Annotated in this window: 11 protein-coding genes and 1 pseudogene; 3 read left to right on the top strand and 9 right to left on the bottom strand. The window is 61.3% G+C overall.

Annotated elements, in window-relative coordinates; genetic code table 11:
- Positions 1 to 64: 64 nt before the first annotated feature.
- The 6 genes from rpsL to RM192_RS04965 form a co-directional block, all read right to left on the bottom strand.
- A complete protein-coding gene (rpsL, locus tag RM192_RS04990) occupies positions 65 to 436 on the bottom strand; it encodes a 30S ribosomal protein S12 (protein ID WP_183611292.1) in 372 nt (123 codons plus the stop codon).
- Positions 437 to 1,290: 854 nt separating this feature from the next.
- Entirely contained in the window at positions 1,291 to 2,691 is a 1,401-nt protein-coding gene (locus RM192_RS04985) for an HlyD family type I secretion periplasmic adaptor subunit (protein WP_311506465.1), read from the bottom strand.
- Positions 2,692 to 2,716: 25 nt separating this feature from the next.
- The gene (locus tag RM192_RS04980; protein ID WP_311506464.1) at positions 2,717 to 4,930 is read right to left on the bottom strand and encodes a type I secretion system permease/ATPase; all 2,214 of its coding nucleotides are present in this window, start codon (positions 4,928 to 4,930) and stop codon (positions 2,717 to 2,719) included.
- Positions 4,927 to 6,660 (bottom strand): TolC family protein, encoded by a 1,734-nt coding sequence (locus RM192_RS04975; protein WP_311506463.1) that lies wholly within the window; start codon positions 6,658 to 6,660, stop codon positions 4,927 to 4,929. Before RM192_RS04975 ends, RM192_RS04980 begins: the two co-directional genes overlap by 4 nt.
- Positions 6,661 to 6,666: 6 nt before the next feature.
- Positions 6,667 to 7,104, bottom strand: a complete 438-nt coding sequence (locus RM192_RS04970; RefSeq protein WP_311506462.1) for a hypothetical protein — start codon at positions 7,102 to 7,104, stop codon at positions 6,667 to 6,669.
- Between the two features lie 80 nt (positions 7,105 to 7,184).
- The gene (locus RM192_RS04965) at positions 7,185 to 7,604 is read right to left on the bottom strand and encodes a hypothetical protein (RefSeq protein WP_311506461.1); all 420 of its coding nucleotides are present in this window, start codon (positions 7,602 to 7,604) and stop codon (positions 7,185 to 7,187) included.
- A 586-nt stretch (positions 7,605 to 8,190) separates the two neighbouring features.
- Between RM192_RS04965 and RM192_RS04960 the strand changes: the two genes are divergently transcribed.
- Positions 8,191 to 13,125: an SdiA-regulated domain-containing protein gene (locus RM192_RS04960; protein WP_311506460.1), complete on the top strand. Its 4,935-nt coding sequence runs from the start codon at positions 8,191 to 8,193 to the stop codon at positions 13,123 to 13,125.
- A 455-nt stretch (positions 13,126 to 13,580) separates the two neighbouring features.
- Here RM192_RS04960 and RM192_RS20040 read toward each other — a convergent pair whose 3' ends face one another.
- Both RM192_RS20040 and RM192_RS20035 read right to left on the bottom strand, forming a co-directional pair.
- Positions 13,581 to 13,892 carry a type II toxin-antitoxin system RelE/ParE family toxin gene (locus RM192_RS20040; protein WP_409233783.1) on the bottom strand — a complete coding sequence of 104 codons (312 nt, stop codon included), beginning with the start codon at positions 13,890 to 13,892 and terminating at the stop codon, positions 13,581 to 13,583.
- On the bottom strand, positions 13,893 to 14,150 hold the full coding sequence (locus RM192_RS20035) for a CopG family ribbon-helix-helix protein (RefSeq protein ID WP_409233782.1): 258 nt from the start codon (positions 14,148 to 14,150) through the stop codon (positions 13,893 to 13,895). It lies immediately after the preceding gene.
- Positions 14,151 to 14,297: 147 nt separating this feature from the next.
- Here RM192_RS20035 and RM192_RS04950 point away from each other — a divergent pair.
- A pseudogene (locus tag RM192_RS04950) lies at positions 14,298 to 14,908 on the top strand (IS5 family transposase); the annotation flags it as partial.
- A 36-nt stretch (positions 14,909 to 14,944) separates the two neighbouring features.
- Positions 14,945 to 15,322, top strand: coding sequence for a tyrosine-type recombinase/integrase (locus tag RM192_RS04945; protein WP_311508570.1), 378 nt, complete (start codon positions 14,945 to 14,947; stop codon positions 15,320 to 15,322).
- A gap of 357 nt (positions 15,323 to 15,679) precedes the next feature.
- Here the strand turns inward: RM192_RS04945 and RM192_RS04940 are convergent, their stop codons facing one another.
- Positions 15,680 to 17,128, bottom strand: coding sequence for a S8 family serine peptidase (locus tag RM192_RS04940; protein ID WP_311506458.1), 1,449 nt, complete (start codon positions 17,126 to 17,128; stop codon positions 15,680 to 15,682).
- Positions 17,129 to 17,202: the final 74 nt, after the last annotated feature.

Here is a 17,202-nt window from a genome sequence, read left to right as displayed (position 1 = left end):
ACCAGCGTTCATCAGGGCCGAACGAGATCCCCGCCTTCGCGGGGATGCCGGCCTGATGGGGCCGTCACTTCGGACGCTTGGCGCCGTACTTCGAGCGCGACTTCTTGCGATCCTTGACACCCTGCGTATCGAGCACGCCGCGCAGGACGTGGTAGCGAACGCCGGGAAGATCGCGGACGCGGCCGCCGCGGATGAGCACGACCGAGTGCTCCTGCAGGTTGTGGCCTTCACCCGGAATGTACGAAATCACTTCGCGCTGGTTGGTCAGGCGGATCTTGGCGACCTTGCGGAGAGCCGAGTTCGGCTTCTTCGGGGTCGTGGTGTACACGCGAGTGCAAACGCCGCGCTTCTGCGGGTTCTGCTCCATCGCAGGGACCTTGCTCTTGGCCTTCTGCGGTTCGCGACCCTTGCGGATCAGCTGATTGATAGTGGGCATGAAGTACTCTTCACCTTGGTTGTGACCCAAGCGGCAAGGTGAAGGATTTGCGGGCTTCGCAAACGACGGGCAAGCGGGACGATCAGTCCCGCGACCAGCACATCAACGAACCGAAACGCTCCACCCGGACACATAAGGCCGGGTTACTTTGACGGCTTGCACAGAATGGACCAGAGGCCCTGCCCGCACGCACCGGCAATGTTCAGCTCTTTGCCGCGATTGGGGGTTACCCGTCGCGGAAGGATGCGCCCTTAGTTGGATTCGGGTGTGGGGTCAAGGGATGGGAATCCGTCCCTTCCTGTATCCCGCCGCAATTGGGACTTTTCTGCCTTTGCCAAGTCACCCATCAAATGGCAGGGTTTGCCAAAAGCGGGCGTCAATTCGTGCGTCGCCGAAAGGCCAGAACTGGGGAAGATCTGATCAGTCTGCTTCCGGCCGGAAGACGGCCAATTCAGTCGCATATTCATCTAGACGTGAGTTAGCAGCAAGCGCCCCACTCGCATTCAGTATTTATCGTGGCCTATCAAGCTGCTGTCGGTTCAGAATGGCGTCCTCGCTGAGATTGAAGTTAAACAGGCGAGGCGGCTCCGATAATCGGCACGCGCCATTGAACCACGCGCTGCGTCTGCCACGATTGATGAACGCCCCGGATGAATGTGGGGCGCTTGCTAGACGACAGTCCCAAGGGTCGAGCGACGATGTACGAGTGTGCTGTCCTTGGCATTGCACGGTCGTTTTGAACGGCACGTGATGCCGACAATTCTTCGCATTCACCTCAGGCCGCTCATTATATCGTCCTTGGTGAGGTACCATCTCGACCAACGCGCTATCGTGTCAAAACCTTAATTCAGCTTCTATTGCTCGTGTGCGGCCTGCTGAACGGTCGTCTGAATCGGGCTCAGTAGCCATGAGATGATCCGACGCGAACCGGTGCGGATGTCGGCCACCGCGTTCAGACCGGCGGAAAGCCTGACCGGTTTGCCGTCGACAATCAGCGTGTTGCGATCGAGGCGGATGCGCACGACGTAAGTTGGACCGAGCTTCTGGTCAGGCACCGCGTCGCGGCTTAGCGACACCACCGTGCCCGGAATCGTGCCATAGCGGGTGAAGGGAAAGGCATCGAGTTTAACGACTGCGGACTGTCCTTCCCGCACGAATCCGGCATCCTTGTTCAGCACCCGCGCCTCGATTTCGATGGCGTCATCGGATGGCACGATAACCATCAGCGTGCGCGCAGGCTCGACCACGCCGCCGATCGTGTGGACGGCCAGTTGTTGCACGGTCCCGTCCTCGCTGGCGTAGAGCCGCTGTAGGCCCGATATGCGGGTCGCCTTGGTCACTTCCTCGCGCTTAAGGATCGCATCGTTCTGCGCCGTGGCCAAATCGGCCAGCGCTATGCGGCGCGCCTGTTCACGCGTCTGGTCGATCTGCCGGGAAAGCTTGCCAGCTTCAGACAGGCCGCGCGCATATTGCGCAGCCGCAACGTCCCGGTCGCCCGCTTCCGAGCGGCGCTGGCGTTGCAATTCCAACAGACGAAGGCCCGGTGCATAGCCCTTCTGGTCAAGCCGGTTCATAGCATCGAGTTCGTGATCCAGGATGGGGATGGTCGCGTCCAGTTTCGCCCGCGTCGCTTCGGCCGCGTCGGCATCGGACATCGACGAACGGCGTGCCGCCTGGAGACCTGCGACGCTTGCGAGCACTTCACCGACTTGTGCCTCGACCAGACGGCGCTGGGTTTCCGCTATTTCCGGCGGCGTACCGGGAGGCGAAGCAAAGTTCACCCGCATGCCACTGCCCGACAGCGCATCGGCAATGGCGCGATTCCGCGCCACGTCCAGTTCGACGCTGAGCAGAGCCTTTTGCGCCTGCTGCAATTCAGCAGTGGATAGCGTCGTATCGAGTTCGATCAGCAACTGGCCGCGCTTTACCCGGTCCCCGTCCTTGACCCTGATAGCCCGGATCACGCCGGTGCCAGCCGACTGCACGATCTTGACGCTGCCGGTCGGAATGATTTTGCCCGTCGCCGAGGCCACCACATCGACCTTGCCCAAGACCAGCCAGACGATGGTCAGCGCAAGGCCGATCAGCAGGACCCATGTGGTCACGCGGCCGGTGGGCGAGACCGGCGTTTCGATCACTTCCAGCGCGGCGGGCAGGAAATCCACCTCCGACGCGCGACGCGGCGTTCTAGCCTGTGCGCGATCCGCCTTGATCGCATCGCGGATAACACGGAAGGTGTGGGCAAGGCCGCTCATGCCGGGCTTCTCATGGTCAAGTCGCTCACGCCTCATGCTCCGGCTCGATACCCGTCATTGCCGGCCCGGTCTGGCGGCGGTGCAGGTCTGCATAGCGTCCGCCCGCGCGCAGCAATTCGTCATGCGTGCCGCGCTCGACAATATGCCCAGCTTCCAAGGCGATAAGCTGACTGCACTGGCGCACAGCCGATAGCCGGTGCGCAATGATCAGCACGGTGCGACCAGCACTCATCGCCTTGAGGTTGGCCTGAATGATTTCCTCGCTCTCGGCGTCGAGCGCGCTGGTGGCTTCGTCGAGGATCAGGATGCGCGGCTTGGTGACCAGTGCGCGGGCAATCGCCAATCGCTGCCGCTGCCCGCCCGAGAAGTTGGCTCCGCGTTCCTCTACGATGGTATCGTAGCCCTGGGGCAGACGGACCACGAAATCATGCGCGCCAGCCAGCGTCGCCGCCTCGATCACCGCCTCCAGCGGCATCGCCGGATTGGACAGCGCAATATTTTCGCGGATCGAGCGATTGAACAACAGGTTTTCCTGTAACACGACGCCGATCTGACGGCGCAGCCACGATGGGTCAATCTGGGCGATATCCACGCCGTCGATCAGGATGCGCCCGCCCTGTGGCACATAGAGCCGCTGCAGCAGTTTCGTCAGCGTCGACTTCCCCGACCCCGATGATCCGACGATGCCCAGCGAAGTTCCGGCGGCGATGGTCAACTGGATGTCGTCGAGCGTCCATGGTCCTTCGACGCCATAGCGGAACTTGACCGCGTCAAACGTTATGTCGCCCTTGATCGCGGGCAGCGCGGTACGGCTGCCCGAGCCAGGCTCCACCGGCTGGTTGAGCACGTCACCGAGCCGGTCGATCGCGATGCGCACCTGCTGGAAATCCTGCCAGAGCTGAGCCATGCGAATGACCGGCCCCGACACACGCTGGGCGAACATGTTGAAAGCCACCAGCCCGCCTACGGTCAGCTCGCGGTCGATGACGGCAGCTGCGCCGAAATAGAGGATCGCCGCCAGATTGAGCTTCGACACGAGCTGGATCAACTGGCTGCCGGTGTTGCCAAGATTGATGACCTGCTGGCTCGCCTGGCTGTAGCCTGCCAGTTGACGCTCCCACCGTTCCTGCCACTGCGGCTCGACCGCGCCAGCCTTGACCGTCTGGATGCCGCCGATACTTTCGACCAGCAGGGCGTTGTTGGCTGCGCCGCGCTCGAACTTTTCCGCGATCCGGGCTTGCAAGGGCTTGGTGACCAACAGCGCCACGATCACGTAGCACGGGATCGTCAGCACCGAGATCACGAACAATTTTACGGAATAGATGTACATCACGACGAGGAAAACGATCGTGAACATCGGATCGACAAGCACCGTCAGCGAGGCATTGGTCAGGAATTCGCGGATCGTTTCGAGCTGGCGCACGCGCATTGCGATATCGCCGACGCGCCGTGCCTCGAAATAGCCGATTGGCAAGCCGAGCAGGTGGCGGAACAGCTTGGCGCCAAGTTCGACGTCGATCTTCTGGCTGGTTTGCGAATAGAGCCGGGTGCGAAACCAACCGAACGCCGTTTCCCAGACCGAGACCGCAACATAGCCAATTGCCAGCACGGTCAGCGTGTCGAGTGTGTTGTGGACCAGCACCTTGTCGACCACGTTCTGGAAGAACAGCGGCGCGGCAAGGCCGAGCAGATTGATCGCCAGCGTGATCAGCAAAACTTCGCCGATCAGGCGCCGATACTTGATGATCTGCGGAATGAACCAGCTGACGTCGAACCGCCCGGCGCTCCCGGCGAGGCTTTCACGCGTGGTGACCAGCACGATCTCGCCCGACCAGATCGTTTCCAGTTCAGCGCGCATCAGCTTGCGGATCGGCAGGCTGTCGGTTCCCGGCTCGGGCCTGGTGAGCTGGATCAGCGCCTCGTCACCGGAAACACGGCCGAGCAGGAACCAGCCCTGCGGCCCGTTGGCAAGCGCAGGCAGCGGCGTGGACTCAAGCTTGTCGAACGTGGTGCGAAGCGCGCGGGCGCGGATGCCTGCCTCGGTTCCCTGCTGCTTTGCCAGCCGCAGGAGGTCGCCATTTTCGATCGGGCGGAAATGGCCGAGCGAATGGCGCAGTTGCGCCGGATCGATCGCGATGCGGTGGATCGCCAGCAACGCGGCGAAAGCGATCAGTCCGCTGTCGTCGGTATCGCTGCCTATCGTCTGCTGCGCGGCTTCGGGGGCTTGTGTCTCGCTCATGGCCGGGTCGTCCTTTTGCGAGGCGCTGAGTGAGGCTGGACCGGCACAGCCGACACGGGCGTTCCGGTTGTGCCGGGCATCGGCGCTAACTCTGGTGTAGTGGCGGGGCCAATGGTCGGCATGTTGGTCGCCGAAATCATCTGTGGTGCCGCGACAGGCAGGGCTGGCTGTTCGAGCCCGCGCTGGCTGGCCTGCGGTTGACCCAGACGGTCGAGGCTGCGCACGGCAGTATCCCACGGCAAGCCGCTGCGCCGCGCAGCCTTTGCAGTGTTTGCGGATGGGTCGTAGACCGGGGTCTGCGTGAGGATCGCCCGCACTTCGAGCAGACCCAGCTGGCGAAGCAACGAAGCCTGGGCAACGTAAAGATCGCGCCGGGTTGCGACCATAGCAATCTCGGCATCGCGCAAGGCGCCGTGCGCGAACAGGACGTCGAATGTCGACCGTAGCCCCGCCCGATATTCCTCGAACGTGCCTTCATCGAGGGTGGCGGCGGATTCGCGCTGCGCGGCCTGAATCTCGAGATTGCGCTGCGCCGTCATCACCGCGTTCCACGCATCGACCACCCCCCTGACCATCTCGCGGCGGACCGCCTCGATCCGCTCACGGTCGGCGCTGTTTCGGTCGCGCGCCTGTTCGACCAGCGAGCCCACGCGCCCGCCGTGTGACAGCGGCACGGTCAGGACCGCCTGCCCGATGAAATCCTGATCATCGTTGCGCAAGTTGAAGGGCGTGGCCTGTCCGCCCACGCGCGCAATGCCGCGCAGCGACAGCGTCGGACGGCCAAGCGCCCGGGCAGCGGCGATCTGCGCCCGCGATGCCCGCTCCTCGGCAATTGCCTGCGACAGTTCCGGGTTCAGGCGCTGCGCCAGATCGAAGGCAGCATCGAGCGTGTGTGGCAGTTGCGGCAACGCCGGTTCCGGTGCCAGATTGCCGGGATTACGCCCGACGAGCGCTGCATAAGCAGAGCGATCCTGCGCAAGTTGTTGTTCGGCAAAGTTCGTCGTGGCAATCGCCGCGTTGATCTGTGTGGCCGCCTGCGCGATGTCGGTGCGGGTCAGTTCGCCCGCTTCCCGGCGCGCGGTAACCTCCTGCAGTGTCGCTTCGAATTGCCTCAGGCTGGCCTTGCGCAGTCCAAGCGTGCGCACATCACGGCGAATGTCAGCATATGTGCTGATCACGCGCAGCAGCAGGTCGCCTTCGCTCACGCGCAAATCCTGACGACCGGCGAAGATCGCCTCACGCGCGGCAGCGGTATCTGCGCTTGCCCTGCCTCCTGTGCTTAGCGGCTGATCGATCACCACTTCGGCCGCGAGCCGGTTCGTCGAGATCGTTGGCGATGTCAGCTGGTCGATCAGCGGACGGCTGGCCTGGGTGATCCTGCCCGGCACCGTCTTCGTATAGTTGCCGGTTATCTGAAGCTGGGCAGATGGCCTCAGTTCAGCGAGCGCTTGCGCATAATCTTCGTCCGTTGCGCGCAACTCGTAGCGGCGCGCCTGCAATTCGGGTGCGGCACGGTACGCTGCATCGAGTGCCTCGGCCAGAGTCTCGGTGGGAGCGCCATCGGTATCGTCTTCGGACGGGATTTCAAGCCGCGGCAGTCGCCAGCGGGTCGAAACATGCGTGGCACCGTCAGCGCGGCGCAGGTAGGCAGGCGCAGCGTCCGCCAACGCCCCGACCAGCGCCCCATACGCAACCAAAGCCGCCGCCATAGCCATCCTTGCAGTCTGCATCGGCCGTCACTTCACCGTTCGACTGACAGGAATGCAGCCTTGCGAAAGCGCCGACTGATAGAGCCCTTTCATGCCATGAAATCGGAAGATGCGAGCCGCCTTGCCAGGCTGCGGCTGGATCTCGATGGCGTTGACACCATCAAGGCGCCGCAGCGGTATCCACACGAGACCTTGCGCAGGATTTTCTACCGAACCCCGATCCATCGGCGCGCCAATACGGAGAATTTCGGGCAGATCCTCACGCCAGCGACGCGGTGCATCTCCGCCGGTCCGATAAATTGCACCCTGCGTATTCCAGCCCTTCGGAAATACGAAGGCAATCGCTGCGCCGTCGACAAAGGCCTCGCCGTTGCGGGCGCGAAGCCGACAGTTTTTCGTTGCTGCAAAACGGTCGGTTGTGACGAGCAGTTCCCAGTAAGCCGCATAGCTGCGGTGGTGCTTCACGGCCCCTTGGCGCGGTTGCAACCCCGCACAGCCCGACAGCGCCACGCTGAACGCAGCAACAAGGCACAAAGCGCTTCGCATCAATAGGACGGCGGGGCGTAACGAGGCGGCATCAATTCATCGACAGCCGGTTCGACGCGCTGCGATGAGGCAAGAAGGCAACGCATCAGGATTGTGTCCTCGCGCGCGGCTTCGCCCGAATGAACGTTGCCGTCGGGGCAACGCCAGATCACGCGGCAGATCGGCCGCTTGCCAAGCTGAAAGCGGCCAAATGTCGTTTCCGAGCAGGGAACATCGCACTGCTCATCTGCGCCTGCGCACAGCGCGCGCAATGCATCGGCCACGTCCAGTGAGTGCGCAGAGTTCAGGGTACCGAACGAGCCGGACAATACGGTGATGGCGCCCTCACCTGCCGCGTCGGCAGATTCATTGGCCGCTTGTGCCGGGAAAGCGACCGCAAGCAGTAGCGACAGGAAACACAAAACACCTGACGCCTTCATTCTGGCAGACCGTGTCGATAACATGAAAATTCTGCCCCTATTGCTCTACTGCATTCGAAAATCTGGACACAGTCTTTGAATGTCGCGCCGCGTCTGAGCCACGCCGACAGACCTGTTTCCGACCCCCCGCACAAAGCACCGGAACGCAGCGCTGGAACTCGCCCCACAATCCGTTCCGATCTGCAGAATCGGGCCTTAGGCGCGGGGCAAGACAGATCGGTTACAGAACGATGTGACGACGCATGTCATGCCTCGGGCGCAGGAACGGCACCTCCAGGCGCTCAGCCGAATTCACATATGTGTCACGATTCTGAATAATGGGCTGGCTAACTCTGGCATCAAGTTAGGTATAGATCACCAGATTGTGCGGCCATTTTACAGCCACACACGTTTATTTGCGCGTTCTGAAAAAGAAAAATCTGCCGAACCTTTGAATCCTTAAATAATAAAATGACCGTAATTAAGTAACATCGCCACGTAACGAGATTTTTAAGCGATTTCTCGACGACATTACGCCAGTTTCATTGCAGTTTCGCCCATGCCGGCTGATTTCCTGCACAACCGCTCCAGACAAAGGTGCTTTACCATGTCCATTGACCTTTCGACTTACGTCCGTGTCGGTCGCTACGACCTGCCCGAGCCCACCCGGAGCACGGCCCCTGCGAACAACCTGCTTGCTCAGGAAGCTTCGGGCGTTGCCTACAACTGGGATACCGGCACGCTGTTCATCGTTGGCGATGGCGGCCAGTCGGTCACGGAAGTCAGCCTGACCGGCCAGTTCATCAGCACGATGACCCTCGCTCTCGGCAACAGCCCGCAAGGCACGGAATTCTTTGATCCGGAAGGCATCGTCTACGTCGGTGGCGGCCAGTTCGTGATGACCGAAGAGCGTGATCGCAACGCGGTCAAGTTCACCTATGAAGCTGGCACCACGCTCGATCGCGCTGAGACGCAGACGGTTGATCTTGGCACGTTCTCGCCCAACCTCGGGCTTGAGGGCCTCACCTACGATCCGCTCACCGGCGGCTTCATCTTCGTCAAGGAAAAGCAGCCGATGGGCGTTTTCCAGACGACGATCGATTTCGCCGCGGGCACTGCCAGCAATGGGTCTTCGACGACCGAGAACTCGGTCAATTTGTTCGATCCCAACCTGCTCGGCGTTACCGATATTGCCGACGTCTTTGCGTTCTCCAACATCGCTTCGCTGGTGGGCACACCTGAAGAGGGCAACCTGCTGATCCTGAGCCAGGAATCGGGCAAGATCCTTGAAGTCGACCGTCTGGGCAACGTGCTCAGCTCGCTGACGCTGCAGACCGATCCCGGCAATCCGCTCAACATCGCGGCCCAAGGCCACGAAGGCATTTCGATGGGCCCCGATGGCACCATCTATGTAGTGAGCGAAAACGGCGGCGGCGATGCCGATCATCCCCAGCTTTGGGTCTTCAAGCCGTCGAACGGCATAAACGCCGCCCCGACCGAAGTCACATTGACCAACGCCACGACGGCCTTTCTCGAAAACACCAGCACGGCGACCCGGCTCAAGGTCGCCGACGTTCAGGTTACGGATGACGGCCTTGGCACCAACACGCTCAGCGTCAGCGGAGCCGACGCTAGCTTCTTCGAAGTCGACAACACCGGCCTTTACGTCAAGGCAGGCACCACGCTCGATTACGAGACCAAGACCAGCTACAACGTCACGGTCAACGTCGACGATACCACGCTCGGCGCCACACCTGACGCCAGCACGTCGTTCACGCTCGACGTTACCGACGTGGTCATCGAGGGCGCGCTGCCCACGGTTTACATCTCGGAAGTGGCTCCCTGGTCCAGCGGCAACAGCCCGATCGCTGCAGACTGGTTCGAAGTCACCAATGGCGGCACGACCACGCTGAACATCACCGGCTGGAAGGTTGACGACAACTCGAACAGCTTCGCCGCTGCGCTTTCGCTCAATGGCATCACCAGCATCGCACCGGGCGAATCGGTGATCTTCATGGAATCGAGCACGCCCGCCACTGCGGTTGCCGCATTCAAAAACATCTGGTTCGGTGGAAACGCTCCTGCAGGGCTGCAGATCGGCACTTACACCGGTTCGGGGATCGGTCTCAGCACCGGCGGCGACGCCGTCAACCTCTACAACGCTTCCGGCGTGCTGCAGGCGAACGTGGTGTTCGGCGCCTCGCCAACCGGTCCATACGCCACATTCGACAATTCGGCTGGCCTGAACAACACGACGATCAGCACACTCAGCGCCAACAACACCAAGGGCGCATTTAAGGCCGCCAATGATCAGGCCGAGATCGGTTCCCCCGGCGTCGTGGCCGAAATCGCACCTGTCATCACGTCCAATGGCGGCGGATCGACCACGCTGATCCAGATCAACGAAAACACCACTGCCGTCACCACGGTGACTGCAACCGACAAGAACTTCGGCGATACCGTGTCTTACGCCATCACCGGCGGAGCAGACGCCGCCAAGTTTGCCGTTGACGCCGCGACCGGCGCGCTGAGCTTCATCGCCGCACCGAACTTCGAAGCGCCGACCGACGCAGGTCAGAACAACTTCTACGATGTGGTCGTCACGGCCAGCGATGGAAGCCTGACCGATGCCCAGGCGATCCAGGTCAAGGTCAACAACGTCAGCGATACAGCTCCGTTCATCACCTCGAATGGCGCGGGCGCTACGGCCTCGGTCACAGTCGCAGAAAACATCGCTGCAGTCACAACCGTGACCGCAAGCGACGATCTCGGCGATACACTCACCTACAGCGTTTCCGGCGGCGCGGACGCGGCGAAGTTCGCGATCAATAGTGCCACCGGCGCGCTCTCGTTCGTCAACGCACCCAACTTCGAACGCCCTACCGATGCAGGTGGCAATAACATCTATGACGTCGAAGTGGCGGTCAGCGACGGAACCTACTCCGACACGCAGGCGATTTCGGTCAGCGTCGGCGATGTTGCCGACACGGCATCCAGCCAGACACCGTACCTCGTATCCGCGGCAGGCAACGTCACGGTTCAGGCGATCCTGACGACCGGCGACACGGTCAGCAAGGTCGGCGGCGGCAGCTACCGCATGGCAGGCATTCCCGACGGTCTGGGCATGTTCGACAACGGCGACGGCACGGTGACCGTGCTGATGAACCAGGAAATCGGCACTTCGGGCGGCGCGCCGCTGGGCGTGGTCCGCGCGCACGGCGCTGCCGGTGCATTCGTCACGCAACTGGTCATCGACAAGGCGACCTTGTCGGTCATATCGGGCGACGATGCCATCAAGACGGTCAAGCTGTTCGACGACGCGACCGGAACGTATGTCACGGCATCGAGCTACGCGATTAACCGCCTGTGCTCGGCCGACCTTGCAGCCGCTTCGGCCTATTACTGGGTCGATCCGGAAACCAGCGTTGCCTATGGTACGGAAAGCCGGATCTTCATGACCGGCGAGGAAGCCGGTACTGAAGGCAAGCAGTTCGCGGTGTTCGTGACCGGAGCAGAAGCCGGAACCGCCTACGAATTCGCCGATGCCGGCCTGTTCTCGTGGGAGAACAACCTTGCCAGCCCGTTTGCGCAGAAGAAGACCATCACCATCGGTCAGGACGATGGCCAGAACGGTCAAGTATATGTCTACGTTGGCGAGAAGCAGGCCAGCGGAACCGAATTCCAGAAGGCCGGCCTTGAAGGCGGGCACCTGTTCGGCATCAAGGTGACCAACCTTGTCAATGCCATCGCCGCCAACAGCAACGAAACCGACGGCGTGGCAGCCTCGGGTCGCTTTACCCTGAGCGATCAGGGCGAAGTCGGCGCGCTGACCGGCACGCAGCTGGATGCGCAGAGCGAAGCCGCAGGCGTGACCAGCTTCCAGCGCCCCGAAGACGGCAGCTGGGACCCTACCAACCCCAACGTGTACTGGTTCGTCACCACGGCCAGCATCACCGGCCAGTCGCGTCTTTACAAGATGACGTTCGATGACATCACGCAGCCGGAACTGGGTGGCTCCATCGAAGCGGTGCTCGACAGCAACCAACTGCCGGTCAACGACACTATCGGCGTGCGCATGATGGATAACATGACGGTCAATGCCGAAGGCAAGATCATCATCCAGGAAGACGTTGGCAACAACGCCTTCATCGGTCGCGTTCTGCAGTATGACCCGGTAACAGACAAGCTGACCGTGATTGCCAAGCACGATGCCTCGCGCTTTGTCACCGGTGGATCGAACTTCCTTACGCAGGACGAGGAATCCTCGGGCGTAATCGACGTAACCAGCGCTTTCGGCGATGCAACCCACAAGGCCTATCTGGTCGATACGCAGTCGCACAAGGCTGTCGGCGGCGAACTGGTCGAAGGCGGCCAGCTTCAACTGATCAAGGTTGCCCTGAATGCTCCGGTCATTGCCGGCGGTGACAGCGCAGCGATCACAGTAACTGAAAATGGCACCGCGGTCACGACTGTCAGCGCTGCCGACGACGTGATGGACACAGTCACTTACAGCATCACCGGCGGTGCCGATGCTGCCCTGTTCAGCATTGATGCCGCGACCGGCGCGCTCAGCTTCGTTGCAGCACCGAACTTCGAGGCTGCGACCGACGCCGACGTCAACAATGTCTACGACGTTAACGTCACCGCCAGCGACGGCAGCTTGGTCGATACGCAGTCCATTTCGGTAACCGTCAGCGACGTTCTCGACACCGGGGCCTTCACCGGCACCGCACGGTCCGATACGTTCACCGCTCCAAACGACTTCGATTACACGATCCGCGGCCTCGCCGGGAACGACCTGCTTACCGGCAACAACGGTGACGATGTAATCGACGGTGGCCTCGGCAACGATGTCATCAGCGGTGCTGCGGGCAATGATAATCTCGAAGGCGGTGTTGGCAACGACATCATCGACGGCGGCGAAGGTATCGACGTCCTGTCGGGCAGTGCTGGCAACGACCAGCTCAGCGGCGGCAACGGCGCTGATGTTCTCAATGGCGGCGGCGGCCTCGACGTCCTGAACGGCGGCATCGGCGCTGACGTCCTCACCGGTGGCGCCCAGCGCGACACCCTGATCGGCGGCGACGGTACGGACCAGTTCGTTCTCGACGACAAGCAGTTGCTCGACGATGTCATCACCGACTTCACCATCGGCGAAGACAAGATCGTACTCGATACGTCAGCTTTTGCGGCTTTCAGCGGGAGCGAAGCGGTTTCTGCCAATCAGTTCGCACTCGGCACCAAGGCGACATCCGCCGAACAGCGGCTGATCTACGATCAGGCTTCTGGCCGCCTCTACTACGACGCCGATGGCAATGGCGGGGCCGCCAAGAAGTTCGTCGCCTCCATCAGCAATCACGCCGCGATCGGTGCGGGCGACTTCGTGGTACAAGGCGGGGCTGCTCCGTCGATCGCTGCCAGCCAGTTCGTTCAGGCGATTGCGCAGTTCGGTACCGGAAGCAGCGGCGGACTCGACGCAGACAATGACTTCTCGGCACCATTCCAGAACCAGCCAACGCTGCTGGCCGCTGCTGGCCAATGACGACTGGCTATTTCAAAAGATCCAACTGATTCCTAGACTGGTCCGCCCTACCAAGGGCGGACCGTTTCTTTGCGCTGTAAAAAAACGTCACGTCAGGAAATGCCGCGTTTCTCTTCACCAGCTATTTTGGCATTGAAAAGTAATGTCGGCTCCCTCGCAGCGCACGCTCAAAGTGGCAATCTGCTGGAAATACAGAAATTGGCAAAAGGTGAGACATACGAGAGCTCGAAAGACCTTGGTAACTATGATTTATTAATAATTCCAATGATCTAAATGCCGATTTTCTGAGCTTTGGTGGCCAAAAACAATCGATAGAGTCTAGATTCCACGCATGCTGCTCGTTCAATGAAGCGTTATCGTGAATGCTCGATGGATTTTTGACCCGCGCCGATGACCGGGCGCTGTTCGGCTTAGCAGCCAAGGCCGAAAGCAAGGATCGCAGCGGGCAGCGATGCCTATTGTCTGAGTTCGTTCCGACGTTCGCGCAATGCGCTGGGCAGGTCACGCGCGCCGTGAAACGCGGCAATGATCGTCACTGTGTCAGCGCCAACCTGATAGACGAGAAGATAGGGCAGCGACACCACGCGCCATTCTCGGGTGCCTGGAAGTCGACCGGGATGGCCGATCTCGGGGAAATCGCACAGCTGATTGGCGCTCGTTACAAGCGCGCGATAAACGTCCTCTGCCGCCTGCGGATTATCGAGGGCGATATAATCGATGATGTCGCCAAGATCACGGGCCGCAGGATCGGCAAAAACAAGCCGCACTTATTGCCCCCAGCCATGTTTGGTGGCGATGGCGGCAAAAACCTCGGTGGCGGGCTGTACCTGCCCTTTCTGCGCAGCCTCGATGCCCTCCTGGATGCGGGCGACCTGCCACGCATTGGTTTCAAGATACTGCTGCAAAGCCTGATTCACGACATAGTTGCGTGACCGCGCCATGGCGTTGGCTAGCGCATCGATTTCCATCACGACCTCCCGTGCCGTCCGTACTGTAATCGGCTCGGTAGCCTGGGGCTGCGCCATAGGTAATCTCCTGTGTTCAGGTGTAATCATAGCGCAGGCTAGTGAATTTGGGAAGCGAAACGAGTGCTAGGGTCCAAACTCAATCAGATGTTTGATTTTTCGGCGATGTACTGATTCATAAGTCTCCTGGATGAGGGAGGCTCAGGTATGGCGCGTTCGTTGTCTTGGCTGTCGGATGAGGCATGGGCTGCGATCGAGCCGCATTTGCCGAAGAACCAGCCTGGAGCGAGGCGTGTTGACGACCGGCGGGTAATCTCGGGCATCCTGCATGTTTTGAAGGTCGGATGCCGATGGTGTGACTGTCCTGCCGACTACGGCCCTTCGACAACGGTCTACAACCGCTTCAACCGCTGGTCGCGGCGCGGCTTCTGGCTGAAGTTGCTCGATGCCTTGGCAGGGGCCGACGCGGTTACGAAAAGCACGGCGATCGACAGCACCTACATCAAAGCGCAGCGCGCGGCGTTCGGCGGAAAAGGGAGCACCAGACGCAGGCGATCGGTCGCTCCCGAGGCGGATGGACAACCAAAATCCACGCGCTCATCGATGTCATCGGATGTCCGTATGCGCTGATGCTGACGCCCGGCAACGTCAGTGACGTAATGGCCGCGCCCGCGCTGCTCGGACGCGCGGGTCCCATGAGCTACTTGCTGGGCGACAAAGGCTACGACGCGGACCGCCTGCGCCGATCGTTGCGCGAGACCGGAACTACGCCCGTCATCCCCGGCCGTCGCAACCGCAAGCGCGCGATCCGCTACGACCACAGCGGTGGGCACATACGAACGCGTGCAATTGTGATGCAGCAGAAAACGGCTCGCCCTGTTCAGTTCGAACTGCTGCCCGACGCCCGGGCCAGCTTATTGGCATGGCTTGAACGTCGGGGCGGCACGGTAGACGATTATGTCTTCCCAAGTCGTGTGGATCGTAATGGCCACCTCAGCACTCGCCAATACGCCAGACTTGTCGACGAATGGGTGACGGGGGTTGGGCTTGTCCGAAGTGAATATGGCACCCATTCGCTTCGCCGGACGAAGGCATCTATCATCTACCGGGCAACTGGCAACCTGCGCGCTGTCCAGATTCTTCTCGGTCATAGCAAGATCGAGAATACCGTGCGCTATCTCGGGATAGATGTTGAGGACGCGCTCGCCCTTGCTGAGAACACTGAAAATTGAACTCCTCGGCTCCTCGCCGACAATGAGGAGCCGAACTCGGGCCCTTCGGACATTTCTGCCGATTGTTCCTAATGCCGGGAACGACCGATTGCGTGAAATTCGATCGTTCGTGAAGTGATTGGCGCCCACCGCGAGATTTTACTTGGGCCAGCTGATCTGAGCAGGTTTCGGAGCTCACAACTTAATGGTTCGGCGAAGACCACGGCAGCCGAGCGAGCCTTTAGGTCGACCTCTCAAAGGCGAGCGTCAGCCGAGAAATCGATTACGCAGCTCGCGCTCAAAGGCATGTCGTAAAGGAACATCCGGGAAGCTAGCAGGACTGGCCGTACACGTGGTGCACGGTCTGCGATCTTGGCGTCACTCGATCAGGCCGAAACCATAGACTTCGTCAAATCCCTTGGCGCCAAGATCCTTGGCAGCATCCTTCAACTGGTGCCCGCAGGTGGCAGCCGCAGTGCCAACTGCCCTGCATCGCGCAAGCCACGCTGAAATCACCGGGGTGGCAAACGAGGTTCCGGTGAAGCGGGCGAGATTGTTGCGCGCATCGGCGGCGAGCACATCGACGCCATAGGCCGCCACCGCGATGTGGCGTCCGCGCTGGGCCAGCCGATAAACATGGCGGTCCTTGTCGACTGCGGTCACGGCAATCACCCCCGGCACGGCGGCTGGGTAGGACGGTGGGGCTGTGGGGCCGCCATTCCCGGCGGCTGCAACCACGACCTTACCCGAGGCCACTGCATCGCGGATCAGCCGGTCGAGAATAGTGTTGCGCGGGCCGGCAAGGCTCATGTTTATGACCGGCGCGTTCTGCCGGACGGTCCATTCCAGCGCCGCTGCGATGACATCGGCAGAGGTGTAGGGCCTCCCCGCCGGTCCGCGAAAGATGTTGGCACTGTAGATCGTCGGCCGTCCGGCGCTAGCTAGCAGCGAGGCCACCGCTGTGCCGTGTCCTGACGGAGCCTGAGCCGCAGCGCCGTCGGCCCACGCCACTATCCGTGCCGTTGCCAGTGCCGGGTGCGGGGCAATCGCGGTATCGATCACGCCGACCGAAAAGCTGGATTTGTCCAGCGACGGCATGGTCTTCTCGCGCGCTTTGTGCGGCTTTGAACCTGCCGTCAGATCGAGCCCGTAATAGTGAACGACATCCACCGTGGCGGCGGGGGCCAGCGTCCGCAGCATGTCTCTTGCGGTAACGGCGCTGATCCCATCGGGCGCCGAAAACCGGAGCATGTCACGGTCGAGCTCATCCAGTCGGATGCGTTCGATGACCTTGAACCCCGCACGCTGCAATTGGGTTAAAGCTGGCTCGGGTATGTCGATCGCGAAGACCTCGCCCCGCCGCACGGGATAGCCGCGTTCGTCATGCTCGGCACGTTCGCCATCGGCAAGGTCATGCATCTCGGCACTGCTGCCATGTTCGACCCCGGCGCTGTCATCGCCTTTCTCGGCGAGATCGGCAGAGTCTTCCAGCGCGTCCTCAGCTTCGTCGGCCAGTTCCTTTTCGTAATCAGACTCGACCTTTTCGGTATCCTCCAGGGTCTTGGCCTCTTCATTGACGCGATCTGCGTCCAGTTTTGCGAGGTCTTCGGCGGCCTTTGCCGGCTCGCGCACTTCGCGCTCTTCGATCCGGGCACGGTCCGCCTCGAACCGCGCGGCGCGTTCCTCGGCGCGCTGGGCCGCGCGATCCTGTTCGCGCTCGAGCCGTTCTTGCGCGCGCGAGGGTTCGGGCGGATCACGGTCGTGCGGAAACGCTGGGACTGCGAATGCCCCGATGGCAATTCCGGCAAAGATGGCGCGCATGGTCATGGATGCAATCCTGCTTGATACGCGCTGACAACGTCTGCAAGCCCGCGTTATTCCGGGAGTGCCGGTGCGGTCAC

It is taken from the genome of Novosphingobium sp. MMS21-SN21R (assembly GCF_031846015.1).
In the GTDB taxonomy this organism is placed as follows: Bacteria; Pseudomonadota; Alphaproteobacteria; order Sphingomonadales; family Sphingomonadaceae; genus Novosphingobium.
Note: the sequence above shows the minus strand (reverse complement) of the source record. Positions and strands in the feature narration are given on the sequence as shown.

Bases quoted from the DNA above. Each gene is read 5' to 3' on its own strand.
- rpsL (WP_183611292.1), bottom strand. From the start codon at position 436: ATGCCCACTATCAATCAGCTGATCCGCAAGGGTCGCGAACCGCAGAAG.
- RM192_RS04985 (WP_311506465.1), bottom strand. From the start codon at position 2,691: ATGAGCGGCCTTGCCCACACCTTCCGTGTTATCCGCGATGCGATCAAG.
- RM192_RS04980 (WP_311506464.1), bottom strand. From the start codon at position 4,930: ATGAGCGAGACACAAGCCCCCGAAGCCGCGCAGCAGACGATAGGCAGC.
- RM192_RS04975 (WP_311506463.1), bottom strand. From the start codon at position 6,660: ATGCAGACTGCAAGGATGGCTATGGCGGCGGCTTTGGTTGCGTATGGG.
- RM192_RS04965 (WP_311506461.1), bottom strand. From the start codon at position 7,604: ATGAAGGCGTCAGGTGTTTTGTGTTTCCTGTCGCTACTGCTTGCGGTC.
- RM192_RS04960 (WP_311506460.1), top strand. From the start codon at position 8,191: ATGTCCATTGACCTTTCGACTTACGTCCGTGTCGGTCGCTACGACCTG.
- RM192_RS20035 (WP_409233782.1), bottom strand. From the start codon at position 14,150: ATGGCGCAGCCCCAGGCTACCGAGCCGATTACAGTACGGACGGCACGG.
- RM192_RS04945 (WP_311508570.1), top strand. From the start codon at position 14,945: ATGCAGCAGAAAACGGCTCGCCCTGTTCAGTTCGAACTGCTGCCCGAC.
- RM192_RS04940 (WP_311506458.1), bottom strand. From the start codon at position 17,128: ATGACCATGCGCGCCATCTTTGCCGGAATTGCCATCGGGGCATTCGCA.